General features: G+C 60.2%; 9 protein-coding genes and 1 tRNA gene. 5 read left to right on the forward strand and 5 right to left on the reverse strand.

The features are described 5' to 3' along the window. Window positions 1–21 precede the first annotated feature (21 nt). The 3 genes from ACYQ6J_RS18100 (at window position 22) to ACYQ6J_RS18110 (ending at window position 3,914) form a co-directional block, all read left to right on the forward strand. Window positions 22–1,587 carry a heparinase II/III domain-containing protein gene (locus ACYQ6J_RS18100; protein ID WP_460185636.1) on the forward strand — a complete coding sequence of 522 codons (1,566 nt, stop codon included), beginning with the start codon at window positions 22–24 and terminating at the stop codon, window positions 1,585–1,587. A 532-nt stretch (window positions 1,588–2,119) separates the two neighbouring features. Then, a complete protein-coding gene (locus ACYQ6J_RS18105) occupies window positions 2,120–3,700 on the forward strand; it encodes a 2-isopropylmalate synthase (RefSeq protein ID WP_460185637.1) in 1,581 nt (526 codons plus the stop codon). 128 nt (window positions 3,701–3,828) lie between these two features. Continuing rightward, window positions 3,829–3,914 (forward strand) — tRNA-Leu (locus ACYQ6J_RS18110). 105 nt (window positions 3,915–4,019) lie between these two features. On the opposite strand, the gene ACYQ6J_RS18115 is transcribed toward ACYQ6J_RS18110, so the two are convergent. The 3 genes from ACYQ6J_RS18115 to ACYQ6J_RS18125 form a co-directional block, all read right to left on the reverse strand. Then, window positions 4,020–5,018 carry a prenyltransferase/squalene oxidase repeat-containing protein gene (locus ACYQ6J_RS18115; RefSeq protein WP_460185638.1) on the reverse strand — a complete coding sequence of 333 codons (999 nt, stop codon included), beginning with the start codon at window positions 5,016–5,018 and terminating at the stop codon, window positions 4,020–4,022. Window positions 5,019–5,200: 182 nt separating this feature from the next. After that, window positions 5,201–6,910 (reverse strand): polyprenyl synthetase family protein, encoded by a 1,710-nt coding sequence (locus ACYQ6J_RS18120; protein WP_460185639.1) that lies wholly within the window; start codon window positions 6,908–6,910, stop codon window positions 5,201–5,203. Between the two features lie 182 nt (window positions 6,911–7,092). Then, on the reverse strand, window positions 7,093–9,054 hold the full coding sequence (locus ACYQ6J_RS18125) for a prenyltransferase/squalene oxidase repeat-containing protein (protein ID WP_460185640.1): 1,962 nt from the start codon (window positions 9,052–9,054) through the stop codon (window positions 7,093–7,095). A gap of 114 nt (window positions 9,055–9,168) precedes the next feature. Here ACYQ6J_RS18125 and ACYQ6J_RS18130 point away from each other — a divergent pair, with 114 nt between their 5' ends. Then, window positions 9,169–10,356, forward strand: a complete 1,188-nt coding sequence (locus tag ACYQ6J_RS18130) for a radical SAM/SPASM domain-containing protein (RefSeq protein WP_460185641.1) — start codon at window positions 9,169–9,171, stop codon at window positions 10,354–10,356. A 379-nt stretch (window positions 10,357–10,735) separates the two neighbouring features. Here ACYQ6J_RS18130 and ACYQ6J_RS18135 read toward each other — a convergent pair whose 3' ends face one another. Continuing rightward, complete coding sequence (locus ACYQ6J_RS18135) at window positions 10,736–11,359, reverse strand: transposase (protein WP_460185642.1); 624 nt, start codon at window positions 11,357–11,359, stop codon at window positions 10,736–10,738. A gap of 173 nt (window positions 11,360–11,532) precedes the next feature. On the opposite strand from ACYQ6J_RS18135, the gene ACYQ6J_RS18140 reads away from it, so the two are divergent. Beyond that, on the forward strand, window positions 11,533–12,558 hold the full coding sequence (locus ACYQ6J_RS18140; RefSeq protein WP_460185643.1) for an RHS repeat-associated core domain-containing protein: 1,026 nt from the start codon (window positions 11,533–11,535) through the stop codon (window positions 12,556–12,558). On the opposite strand, the gene ACYQ6J_RS18145 is transcribed toward ACYQ6J_RS18140, so the two are convergent. Next, window positions 12,458–13,375 carry an IS5 family transposase gene (locus tag ACYQ6J_RS18145; protein ID WP_460185720.1) on the reverse strand — a complete coding sequence of 306 codons (918 nt, stop codon included), beginning with the start codon at window positions 13,373–13,375 and terminating at the stop codon, window positions 12,458–12,460. The two genes, ACYQ6J_RS18140 and ACYQ6J_RS18145, sit on opposite strands and share 101 nt — an antisense overlap. Between the last annotated feature and the right edge of the window lie 55 nt (window positions 13,376–13,430).

Here is a 13,430-nt window from a genome sequence, read left to right on the forward strand (position 1 = left end):
GTCTCATCTGCGGACCGTATTGTGCTCCGGGCGCTCGGTCGCAGCGTGGAGCTTTCCCGACCGGTCGATTGGCGAACCCTGGACGCCTTAGCGCCGACGCGGCTTTGGCGGTTTCACCTGCACTATCACGAGTTTTTCGAGGACGCAGCGTTCACGGATTCGGGAATTGATCCTGGAAGCGTCTGGGAGTTCATCGACGCCTGGATTTGCCAATTCACTGGAACGCCTGGCAAGGCTGTCGACGACGCTTGGCACCCCTACGTGGTTTCCCGTCGCATTCCCGTATGGGTCAAGCTTTTTGAGTCCGCCCCTCCGCCTGAACCCATTCGGCGGCGAGTCGTCACTTCGTTGACGGCCCAGTTTCGGTGGTTGGCTGATAACCTGGAGTGGGATGTTCGGGGTAATCACCTGGTACAAAACCTTCGCGGATTGGCCGTAGCGGCGGCATTCTTCCGTGGACCCGAGGCGGATCACCGATTGCAGCAGGGTGGGCGGTATCTGCGCGATCAATTGCCGGAACAGATCCTGCCGCACGGCGAGCACTTCGAGCGCTCACCGGCCTATCACATCGATATGCTGGCGGCGCTGGCGGACATCCGGGCTGCGGGATTGGCCGCGCAAGGAACCTGGGCAAATCAACTCGACGGGCCGATCGAGCGTATGGCTCACTTCCTGCGGCGGATTCTACATCCGGACGGTCAGATTCCACTGTTCGGGGATAGTACGCTGGATCAATATCCGGCACCAAAGGAAGTCTTGGCCGCCCTTGGATTGGAGATTCCGACGGAGGCCAATCGAGCGGCGCGATCGGAATGCGTCGGGGATTATTGGATCTTTCGCTGTGGCGCGGACTCTATGATCTTCGATGCGGGCCCGGCAGGCCCGGACCACCTCCCCGCGCACGCGCATGCGGACTTGCTGACCTTCGAGGCGTCTTGGCAAGGAAAACGACTGTTTGTCGACGGCGGTGTTTCCGATTACGGAGACACACCGGCGCGGGCATTTTGTCGCGGCACTTCCGCCCACAATGTCCTGGAGATCGACGGACTGAATCAGTGCGACGTCTGGTCGCGCTTTCGAATGGGGCGACGAGGTTGGCCGGAGAGGCTTCGATGCGGCCAAGATGGGCCGTTTCATTGGGCGCGATGTGCCCACAACGCGTATCGGTTTGTCGGGGTGCCTCGGGTGGGTCGCCTTATGGTGTGCGTTGGGGATGGGCCTTGGATCATTCTGGATTGGGCCGACGGGCATGGAAAGCACCGTTTCGTCAACCGTCTGCGTTTGGGACCTGATTGGAGCGTGGCGAGGGAAGACGGTGCCCTCCTGACGGTGACGGATGGCCGCGAGTCGCTGGCCGTGCGTACCTTGTCGGGTGCCGAAGTCCGGCGCCAACCAACACAATACTACCCGTTTTTTGGGTGCTCAACGCCGGTGATCGCCCTCGAGCAGGAAGCCGAGACTGCGCCGCCGTATGTTTCGGGCTGGATTATTTCCCGAACGAGCGACGAGGCGCCGATGGCGGAAGTCCGCGGCACGTCCGTCCTCCTACACTGGCGGGATTACCGTGCCGAAATCGGTTTGACCTAGATCGTTTCCGGGTCGCAGTTCAACTTGGCGGCTTGCTTTCACTGCGCAATACTTGGCGTTTCGAGAACGGCTTGTCGGCGTGCGTTTGTGCTCTTAACTCACCTTGACCCAAGGCGGACCGCGGGTTACATTTATTTGATCCGAGGTGAGATTGCCATGAAAATGACGAATCGACTTTTGGGACTGTTGTTATTGCCTCATCCATGAGGCCGGTCTCTCGGTTCGTCGATCTTCAGTGCGACAAAACAGGAACCCAGGGCCGGCAAGCCCTGGGTTTTTTCGTGTCGTTCCGCCCGAAAAGTGTAAACGAAAACGGAAGTCGTAACAGTGCGAAGAAGACGTTTGCGTCCCACGCGTGCTTGGTTGGTATTGCGAAGCCGACCGACCGGTCGGCGTGTCGCACTCGGTTGAGGTCAGGCGAGGCGCGCCACCTTTGCCGAGGTTTCCGTGCTTCGTATGTCGAGGGATAGCCCTCGACCGGATCCAGACGTCAAGTTGCCGTTTTCCCTGCCAGCCAAGCGGACCGAAGCCCATGAATCCTTCCAAACGATCAACTTCAGAAGCCAAACGCAGGATCATCATCTTCGACACGACCTTGCGCGACGGCGAGCAGTCGCCCGGTTGTAGCATGAATCTTCAGGAAAAGCTCGAGGTCGCCCATGCCTTGGCGCAACTCGGCGTGGACGTCATCGAGGCCGGGTTTCCCATCGCCTCGCCGGGTGACTTCGAGTCAGTGAAGACCGTCGCGCAAGAGGTCCGCGGCCCGGTAATCTGCGGCCTTGCGCGCTGTCGGGATGAAGATATCGATTGTGCGTGGGAAGCCTTACGCAACGCCGAATCTCCGAGAATCCACGTCTTCCTGGCGACCAGTGCGATTCATCGGGAACGCAAATTGCGGATGACCAAGGAACAGATTATCGAGCGAGCGGTGGCCGGGGTCCGTCGCGCGGCGGGCTATTGCTCCAACGTAGAGTTCTCTCCGGAGGATGCGGCACGCACGGAGATCGATTTTCTCTGCCGCGTTGTCGAGGCCGCCATCGACGCCGGCGCCACGACCGTCAACATCCCGGACACGGTCGGCTACGCCACGCCGGAGCAGATGCATCGCGTCATAGCCACCCTGCGCGAACGGGTGCCCAATATCGAAAAGGCCGTCATCAGCGTGCATTGCCACGATGATCTGGGGATGGCGGTCGCCAATAGTCTGGCCGCCGTGCAGGCAGGTGCCGGCCAGATTGAATGCACGATCAATGGGATCGGCGAACGTGCCGGCAATTGCGCGCTGGAGGAGGTCGTGATGGCCCTCCGCGTGCGTCATGACGTATTCCATGCTGAAACCGGCGTCGTCACCCGACGACTGGTGCCGACCAGCAGATTGGTATCCGGAATCACCGGCATGGTTGTTCAACGCAACAAGGCGATCGTCGGCCAGAACGCGTTCGCCCACGAAGCAGGCATCCACCAAGACGGCATCTTGAAAGAGCGAGCCACGTACGAGATCATGCAACCGGAGGACGTGGGCTTCTCCCGGAGCGATCTGGTGCTGGGCAAGCACAGCGGACGTGCGGCCTTGGCGGCCCGCGCGCGAGACTTAGGATACGACCTGACTCCGGAGCAACTCACCCGGGTATTCCAAGATTTCAAGGCCCTGGCCGACAAGAAGAAGCAAATCTACGACGCTGACCTCGCGGCGTTGATCGAACAACAGATTCGCGTGGTCGAGGACATGTTCGCCTTGGAGTCGTATGAGGTCCAGGTGGGAACCGGAAAACGTCCCAGCGTATCCCTGGCGCTGCGTCGCTCCGACGGAGAAATCTGCCGCACGCAATTGCAAGCCGGCGACGGTCCCGTCGATGCGGTGTTCTTGGCCATCGAGCAGATCACCGGCTTGTCGGCGGTTTGCCGGGATTTTCGCGTCCACAGTTTGACCGTGGGAAAGGACGCTCAGGGCGAAGTGCAAGTGCAGTTGGAACACGAAGGCAAACTGTACCGCGGACGAGGCGTTTCCACGGACAGCTTGGAGGCCAGCGCCAAGGCGTTCCTAAACGCCATCAACCGAATTCTTGCCGTCAACCACACAGCGTCGGGCGCAGGGCGCGATGGAACTGATTGATCGGATCTTGACTCTAAGCGTTTTGCCGCGGGAACTTGAGAACCGTCGGCAAACAGGATGCCGAAAAGGCATGACATGATAAAAGGCCCGTGCGAAGCTGCATTCCCAGCGAGCTTTGCCGCGGGCGAGGCCGAGTGGCGGAATAGGCAGACGCACAGGACTTAAAATCCTGTGGGGAGTAATCCCCGTGCGGGTTCGAACCCCGCCTCGGCTACTCGAGGTTCCTTGGTCTCGGCGAAGAAAGTGAAGAGATCCCCCATCGAAAGTCTTTCTTGCCTCGCTAGTTTGCGTGCGCCTTACCGCGAGGGGCGGACCGATTTCAGCCGAGGGACGCGTTGCCAAAGTCCTGTTCAATCCGGGGTTGTCCCGTATTGTTGTGATGGTGCGAGGCGGAAGGCCTGTTCGCCAGCATCGCCGTGGCCGCAAGGCCGTAGAAGGTGTATTCCACATCCCTTTGATCATCGAGTTGGATCCCTCGAAATCCGCCCTGGGGATGTTCCAGGCCGTCGACATACCGTTTTGCGGCGTCCGCCGTCGGGCCGTCGAGGGAATCCAAAAGGTCCAAGCTCACGATTGCGGTGAACGTGCTGAGCAGATCCGAACAGGGTGCCCGAGCACTGGCGGCGAAACCGCCGTCGCTTCGCTGCATTCGGCGCAAGAAACCGCAGGCATCTCGAGACGTCAGCTCGTCCAAGGCATCCAGATCGTGCAAGACGGCCAAGGCTGCCGCTGTAGGATTCGTGCCGCTTTCTCTCAGGAACGGCAAATCGACGAATCCACCGTCCGCAGCCCATCGTTGTCGCACCATCGCGGTTACCCGGTGCGGGTCGGGGATGGTGATGTCCGCCAATTCACAACATCCCAGGGCAAGGAAAGTGTGGTAGGTGCTGCTAAGGGCGGAATTCGGCGACTTGGCCCAGCCGCCGTCCGCGCGTTGATAAGGCATCAACAGCCCGGCCACCCACGCTTTCCGCTCTTCCGGTGATCGATCATCGATGCAAACGCCTGCAAACAATTCCGCCGTAAATGCGATCGTGAGATAGGAGGCCAAATCCGCCGCGGCGAGGGGATTGTGCGACTGTCGCCGCAAGAAAGGGACCATTTCAGAGAGGAGGGCCGCGTCCAGGCAATCCAATAGCAGTGCGCAGCGGACGCCGAAGGCCGTGTAGTAAAGATCGGGCAAGTCGCTCCGTCCTCGAAAACCGCCGCCGGGCGCGCGCTGTGCGAGCAGCCATTCCGCGTGTACCGTTTTTCGATCCTGAGGTATCCGCGGGGCGGACGCCATCAAACGTACGGCGAATTCCACGGCAAACGACATTGATGGCGGCTTCCTTTCTTGCATCACTAACGACGACCGGCGAGGGTTTTTCCGTCCCCAGTTTCGCCGCATTGGATATCGCTCAACACTCCTCGCCGTAAACTTTGTTCGTTACGATCGACGTTGATCCCTGCGGGAACCGCGTTACCTCGAACCCGAAACGCTTTAGGCCGCAAAAGGGATCACGGCGAGTCGGACGGCAGCGTTTCCGCTAAGGTGATGGGGTGCGCAAAAAGCGAATCCGTGAGATAGATCAAGAGATGTCTCAGTTCGGCCGGGGAGATCGTTTCCGCTTCCTCCCGGGCACGCGCGATGTTTCGCGTCATTAATCGACGTACCGCCGCGAAGACTCCGGCGTCTTCAAGACGCGATCGCACGCGCTGCACCCACAGAGCCTCCTTGCCCACGCAATCCTCGCCGATCTCCGCGGTGATCCCGGACCAAGAGCGATCCATGACGTGACACGCCACGGCTTGGACAACCGTGGGACGCCCCGCCAGAAAGTCTCCGCCGATGCGTTGCTTGTTTTCCGTTTGCCAAGACCAATCATCCAAATCGTTTTGAATCTGGAATGCGATTCCCAAGTATCGAGCGAAGCGGTGAAGAGGTTCATCTAGGGAATCGTCTCCGCCCGCCAATTTGACGCCGGCCGAAATCGCCACCTCGAAGGCCGGCGCCGTCTTCAGTGCATATACTCGCAAAACGTCGGGGACGGCTATTCGCTCACCGGCGTGCCTCTGAAGCCACAACTCCGCACCCTGCCCCGCACAGAGTCGAAGATGGGCGGCGGAAAACCGCTGCGTCAATTCCGCGGCGATTCGGTCGTCGGTCCCGGATCGCACCTCGGCCAGAAGCCTATATCCCAGCCCTACCAAAAAATCACCTACGTTGAGCGCCAGAGGCACGCCCCATTGGGCTTGGAGTGTGGGCCGTCCGTAGCGATAAGGATCGCCGTCCTCGATGTCGTCATGGATCAGCGAAGCCTTGTGGAAAACTTCCACGGCCAGCGCGGCTTGTTTGACCGGGCGCGGCAGCTTAGCCGCTGCCCGTTGACCGGACCGCGCGGCGGAACCGCCCAGGACCGCGTCGTAACCCGCAAGCGTGAGGAAAGGCCGATAGTATTTTCCACCACCGGCAAGATACTCGTAAGCGATGGCCTCCGTCACTTCGACGGCATTGCTCAACACGAAATCACCATCGTATTCCGGCGAGGGAGAGCCTCCGGGAAAGAGACGCGGAGCCAAGGCATCCAATTCCTCCGCCTCGAACAGAGACGTAGCCGCACGCATCAGGGGAAGATAACTCCGCCCTTCCACGACTCCCGGGAGGTAGGGTGTTTGAATCATTTCCAAGATGCAATCCTCCTCTCCGGTCGTGTCGTGGCAGGAATCCACCAACAGCGGCACGGCCAAGGAAGGAACGCCCGCCATCAGAATCTTTTCCAAAGATCGCTCCAGGGCGTTCAAGCAGGCCACGCCCAAGACGGCCTCGGCGCGACCCGAGAGTATCCACTTCATGACGACGGGCGAGCCTTCGGCGATCATGATCTGATAACCCAGCGACTCCGCCTGCGAACGCAGATAGCCCAAGCGGCACCCGCCGCAATTGACGCAGGTCAGGCCGTCGGGCGTGTACTCGGCGGGACAGGTGTCGGCGGCCCTCATGCAATGCGGCAACAATAAGAGACGCCGTTCGTACGGTATCCGTACCACTTGAGGTCGCCACAAGGCCGACCCGACGGTCACCATCGTCCAGCCCAGGTATTCGTGCCCCAAACCCAAATCCCGCAGCAATTCTCTCGCCAATCGCTCAATCAGAGGCCTGCCGATATGCTTTTCTTTGTCCACATCGACTGCCAGCACTTCGGCTTGCCGCCGAATGCGATCCCTCACGGAACGGTCCCGGGGAATCTGCTTGTAACTTGCATGCACGACGAAACCGGGCAATGGACGGGGCCTGCTGCGCGAGGGAGTTGCATCATCTGAAGTGGAGTTGTTCACGACCAAATTCCTACGGGCAGGGCCGTCTCTTTGAGGACACTTGGGGAGTCGTTTTGTTTGGTTCCGAGGCCGGATCAAGTCATCGAGTCGCCGCAGTAATAGTTTTCCAAACTCGGCGGCGGAAGCCCAACATGCCGAAGTGCTCGCCCCACCGCTTCCAAGGCGAAGACGATTGGATACATACGTTCATAATACCACAGGCGGGCAAAATACAAACCGATCGGAGAAGCCGTCCGATGCCTCCCTTCTCGCAGGGCCGTCGCCAAGGCCGCCAGTCCCCGGGCATATGCACTCGAATCGCACGGCGCGTCTCCAAACTCCGACAGAGCCGATAGCGCCAAAGCCGTCTCCTCGACCCCGGCGCATGGAGGCACATCTCGAGACTCCGCCCGTGTTGGTCGATCGGGGAAGGCATGCCATGCCCCATCCGGACGTTGGCATCGCTTCAACCAATCCACGGCACGCCGTACGCACGGGTCCGTTTTGCGGCCCGCGGCGCAAAAGGCCAAGACCGTCCGCGCCGTACCGTAGATCGGGTTTTCCTCGTTTTCAGCCCATTCGTTTCCGAACCACAACGGCAACCACGAACCGTCGCTCCGCTGGCTTGTCCTCAAGAAAGCCAGTCCTCGCGAAACGGCCCGGTCCACTCTGCCCAGAATTCCCTCTATTCCCACTCCACGGTTTCGATCGACGGAATGAACAGAGGCATCGGCCTGAGCGGCGAGTTTTTTCCACGCAACCAAAGCGCGAACGGCGTGGGCCGTCAGATCGATGCCGCTGCGATCGAACGGGAGGCGTCCCCAACCGCGGCAGAAGGTTGGCCAACCGCCGTCGCTGTTTTGCAGATCCAGAAGCCATTGAAGCCCTTGCTGCGCTGCCTGAGCTATCGCCGCTCGTTGGCCGAGCGAAGCATCGTGCCACATGCCGGCCAGAGCCAACAAGGCACCGGAAGTGTCGTCGGCGTCCGGCACTCCGCCCGGCAGATCGGTCCACGCCCACCCGCCCGGCGCCGCCCCTGTGAAGGGATGCCGCTGCTGATGGCGGCACGCCAACAACCATTCCAAAGATAATAGTCGAGATACTTGGGAGACCCCGGAAACATGCAAGGCGTTGGCGGTCAGGGTGGTTGTCCACACCGCAAGATCTGCGTCCACGGGCCAAGCCCCGTCGGGTCGTTGCCGTCGCCGAAGAAACTCCACGCCGCGAGTCACGACATCGTGTTGCGCCTTGCCCATCCCGCATAGCGACATGACGACAAAGGCGGTGAGCGGCACTGCTTCCAAGAACCCGCCGCTCTCCGGTTGCATCTTGCGCACCACTGCAAGCGTGGCATCTCGCACGGAACGGCGGACCAATCGCCACGGGGCGATACCCGTCGGGACGAAGTGAAAGCGGACCTGCCCGACCGCCACGAGAGCGGGAATTGCGTAACTTACCACCGGTAGACGCAAGAATCGATAAAGCCCCTGGGGAAAGGCCGCCAATTCGAACGGCAACGGGGGAACCTCACGCCAGTCGATCAAACCGGCCAGTGCCAAGTTGGTCGCGATCGGGGCGACAAACGTCCTGTCGGTACCATAGCGGACACGAAGCCCCTCGATGGCGCCATTGTGCCGGATGTAGGCGTCGACTGCCGACAGCGCGCGGTCGATGTCATTCGATTCCGAGATATGCCGCCCGGCCAATACGAGGGCCGCCTGCGCTAAGTAAGCCGTGGCAATGTTGGAACGTGAGCGATCGGTATCCCCCCAACCGCCGTCCGGGTTTTGGCAGGACAAGAGATAGGCCGCCCCGCGAATGATGGATGCGCGGAGTATCTCACAGTCAGGCACGTTGACGGCCTCACCGGTCCCCCGTAGACGGACACACAGCGCGCTGATCGCCGTTGCCGTGGCCAAAGGCGAAGGCGCCAATTCACCGCGCCAATGGCCGCGGGGTCCTCGCAATTCAAATAGCTCGCAAGCCAAACCGGCCCAGAGTTCTTGAAGTTCCTGCGGAGCCAACATATGTGCCGATCCGTCGCTGATGAAGGACATGACATCCGAGTATAATCCAAGAGATCATTCTCGGCGCCTGACCGTGGATGCATCCGGAGGACGGTTCAAAGGCCATCCCGCAAGTGCAGGCTTTCCACCTGATCGAGAAACTGTATGTTGCTGTATTATCCGGCCAGACTGTTGCGGCACGTGTCGCCGCGATTGCTGTGGAAGGCGGCCCAACTTTGGCTGCGCCCGTCGCTGCGTACCATGCGTGCCTATCGCGAGCGTCTGAAAAACGGTGAACTGTTTCCGCCGTTCTTGTTCCTGTCGTTGACGGATGCCTGCAATCTGCGTTGTCGGGGTTGCTGGGTCGATTATCCCGGTTCGCCTCGGACGATGTCCTTCGACACGGTCATGCACATCATCGACGCCGCCAAGCAGCGACGCTGTCGTTTTTTTACGCTCCTGGGCGGCGAACCCCTGCTGTATCCCAACTTGTGGCGCATTCCCGAGGAGCACGCCGACTGTTATTTCCAGGTGATTACGAACGGCGTGTTTCTCGACGACGAAACGGTGCAAAAAATTCGCCGACTAGGCAATGTAACGATTCTCGTGAGCCTTGACGGCGGAGAAACCAACAACGACGCCCGCCGGGGCGAGGGCGTCTATGCCCAAGTGGTGGAAGGAATCCGCCGTCTCAACCGAGCGGGGATACTGTTCGGCGTCGCCACCACCGTCACGGCTCAAAATTACGACGAAGTCCTCGACGACTCTTATGTTCGTTTTCTTTGCCGATTGGGCGCCGCCTATCTGTGGTATTACGGTTATCGGCCGGTCGGCTCCGATTCGGCTCCGGAATTGGCGTTGACCGCCGCCATGTTCGGCCGTTTTCGCAAACGCCTTTTGGAGCTACGTCGTCGCCACCCAATTGTGATCATCGATACGTATTGGGACGCCGACGGTAAGGCCGTCTGCCCCGCCGCGTTGGGACTGGGTTTTCACATCGGTCCGTCTGGCGGCGTCGAACCGTGCCCTCCTTTGTCGTACGCCGCCGATTTCGTCGATTCACGAAGCGACGTCTTCGCAACGATCAACCATAGCCGATTTCTTCGCGGCTTCCAGGATTTCGCAGTGAAGAAGACCCGGGGATGCGTGATCTTGGAGCATCCGGGCGAGTTGGCCGACTTTCTGGAGTCCTCGGAAGGACGTGACACCAGCGGTCGGGATTTCCTTAACGAAATACGGGCATCGCGTCCTTGCCCCAGCCACTCCACTCCGGAAAGCGAGATTCCGGAGGACAGTCGTCTCTATCGATACCTCAAGCGCCGCCTCTTCTTCGGTCTGGCGGCTTACGGTTGACGCATTACCGACACGAGGACGCCACGTTACCAAGTTCCACCGATACGCGCGGCGTGCCGGCGATTCATCGATGATGCACCTTCCGGTTCGAGCCGTTTGTGTTGTAAACTTTTTTGCGGGTGAGCGAGTTAATAGGGCGAAACTGGATGGGCCGGGAAAAGTCGCGGGAGAGGGATCAGGTGAATACGTGGGGCGCGGAATCTTGATCAGGGGCAACTCTGGAGGCGGGAAGGTGGCACTCGAAGGAAGAAAAGCCGGCGTTCGAGGGAAGAAAACGCCTTGGAGCGGTGCTTTGGCGGCCTTCCGCGCGCACTCCGCGCGGACCCTCGTCCTGCCAGACGGGCTCAACACTGGCAAGATTTCAGATGAGTTCACCCAATTAGGGTATAAAACCTAGGTGACCGCTACGGAGGGTTTTCCTGAAGGCTCTTTCCCGGCGGTAGAACTCGTCTCGGGATGTTTGATCCCCGCGGATTAGCCGAAAACCTTTTCCCGCAAGGCCTGGGCGAGCGGGCTGAGCCGTATCTGCCTCCGCCGCCTCTCCCTCCTTCCGCCGCGCCTTCAGCCCCGTGGCGTCTCCGGCCAGGTTCTCTCCCAAGTCCGGCACCACCTCGCCTAATCGCCGCACCATCGTGTTGAACATCTCCTGCAGGAGGCTGCGGAACGGTTCCCGGCCCAGCAGCTCCATGAACCGCGACATGTTCCAGGCGTTGGGGACCCGGTCCTCCGATTCGATCCCAATCAGCTTCCGCAGCTCCGCGTTCCGCCTCAGTTCGGCCAGGCACGACTCCACGGTCGGATGCCGCAAGGCGATCTTCAAAAGCCACGTCCCCCAGAGCACACGGACCGGGTAGTCGTTCCGCCCCTTGCCCCGGGATCTCTCCAGAGATGCGAGAAACTCCTCGTCGGGAATGGACGTTAGAAATTCCCGCAGGGTGCGAATGGTGGGACTATCTTCCAGGGTATCCCAGGCGAAGAGAGGTCGGAGGTTGGGGATTTGCATAAAGGTCTTCCTGAGCCGGAGAACAAGGGATTCCGCCAACGCTTTGCGTGCTTTCGCAGGGAAAGCTCTTGTTTAGCACCACCCAAGGGGCTTTGGATCAAGCCGATCCTTGTGAAAGCACACCCTTACTACGCATGCAATCCCCGCTTGTTCGCAGGCTTGGTCGAAAAATCGTGAAAAATCGCTCCATCGCGGGAAAAACCGCCCGTTTTCCGCACATCCTGCGGGAAGGCCCTTTCCAGGCCCTTCCTAACTTCAATCCATCACGCGAGATGGGAACAACGCAAAGGGCTCCTCTGGTCGCCAGGTATATTGACGCTCCCATCCTGCGGGATACACTGACTGGTGACGGCAGCGGGATCGTCGCGGCCGATCGGGTATTCTACCTTGCGGATGCCAACTACAACGTAACGGGCCTTGTCAAATACGACTCGCAATCGGGGCAGTGGCAAGTGGTCGAGCGATACACGTACACTCCATACGGCGTGGTCACGTACCGTGATGCCGACTGGACCGAAACGGCCGGCTCAGCCAACGGCAACACGGTCCTCTACACCGGCCGCACGTTAAACCCGGCCACATCGCTCTACTACTACCGCGCCCGGTACTACGACCCCGTGCTGGAACGCTTCATCGCCCGGGATCCGATCGAAAGCGAGCCGAACGCGTACCGGTACGTGCTGAACAACCCGGCGCTGCTTGTCGACCCGCACGGGTATTTCGGTTTCGGGCCACCTTGTAGTCCGACGAATGTTGATCCGTTTGCTGGAAGGCCCGACCCAACTGAAGGGATGTCCTCCTATGAGGCAAGCTGCTATCGCAACTGCATCGAGACTTGCAACGAGGAGTTTGGCTGGTGGAACCCGCAGCGGTACATTTGCCGCGGCTACTGCGACAACACATGTACGAACACGCCGGACATTTGGGACCTACTTTATCAAGGAACCGCTGAACAACCTCCGCGACTTCGGCGGTTCGAGTATCTCAGCCTTGTATTCGGCTCTAAAGGCCGGATGAGCGGGGTTTATAAGGTCTATATGTTGTCTATGTCGCCCGGTTTATCGGGCCGTCGCCGCGTGAGCGCGCACTATCAGCGCTCTATCCCGCACCGGGCAAGGTCATACTCCGCAAGATCGCCCAGCGGTGAAGGTAGATATTCACGGCGCTCGCCACTCCCAACGCATACTGAAGATTCTTGAATAGCCCCCGAAACCGCGTCTTCCTCCAGCCGAAGACGTGCTTCATCACCCCGAACACATGCTCCACCCGCGAGCGAATCCGCGACTTCCGCCGATTCTTCTCCTTCTCCCGATCACTTAACGGTCGTCCCCGACTCGCCTTCCGCTCAATATAATCCCTCGCCCGGGGCGACCTCTCCCGAATCACCTCCTTTTGTCCCACATAGGCCTTGTCGCCGTAGACCCGCGTCTCCTTGCCGTGCAGCAGCCCGGGCAACGCCTGACTATCGTGCACGTTCGCCGGCGTCACGGCCACCGAATGAATGACCTTCGTCTCGGCGTCCACGCCCACGTGTACCTTCGCCCCGAAGTGCCACTGGTTCCCCTTCTTCGTGCTCCCCATCTCCGGGTCGCGACCCTTCGCCTCGTTCTTCGTCGAGGTCGGGGCGTGGATCACCGTGGCGTCCACGATCGTCCCCTCCCGCACCTTGATCCCGTGCTCCGCCAGATGCCGATTCACCGTCTCCAGCAGACTCTGCCCCAGGTCGTGCCTCTCGATCAGGTGCCGGAACCGACAGATCGTCGTCTCATCCGGCGGAGCCGTTTGCGTTGTAAACTTTTTGGCGGGGGAGTGAGTTAAGAGCGCGAGGCTGGATAGGTCAGGAAGAGTCGTGGAAGAGCGATCAAGTGAATACGTGGGGGGGGGAATCTTGAAAAGAGGGGACTCCAGAGCCGGGAAGGTGGCACTCGAAGGAAGAAAAGGCGGCGTTCGAGGGAAGAAAACGCCTCGGAGCGGTCTTTGATCGGCCTTCCGCGCGCACTCCGCGCAGACCGTCATCCTGCGAGACGAGCTCAGCACCGACAAGATTCCCGATTCGTCCGCCGCTCTGGGG

Source organism: Thermopirellula anaerolimosa (assembly GCF_054657335.1).

Bases quoted from the DNA above. Each gene is read 5' to 3' on its own strand.
- ACYQ6J_RS18115 (WP_460185638.1), bottom strand. From the start codon at position 5,018: ATGTCGTTTGCCGTGGAATTCGCCGTACGTTTGATGGCGTCCGCCCCG.
- ACYQ6J_RS18135 (WP_460185642.1), bottom strand. From the start codon at position 11,359: ATGCAAATCCCCAACCTCCGACCTCTCTTCGCCTGGGATACCCTGGAA.
- ACYQ6J_RS18130 (WP_460185641.1), top strand. From the start codon at position 9,169: ATGTTGCTGTATTATCCGGCCAGACTGTTGCGGCACGTGTCGCCGCGA.
- ACYQ6J_RS18125 (WP_460185640.1), bottom strand. From the start codon at position 9,054: ATGTCCTTCATCAGCGACGGATCGGCACATATGTTGGCTCCGCAGGAA.
- ACYQ6J_RS18145 (WP_460185720.1), bottom strand. From the start codon at position 13,375: ATGACGGTCTGCGCGGAGTGCGCGCGGAAGGCCGATCAAAGACCGCTC.
- ACYQ6J_RS18105 (WP_460185637.1), top strand. From the start codon at position 2,120: ATGAATCCTTCCAAACGATCAACTTCAGAAGCCAAACGCAGGATCATC.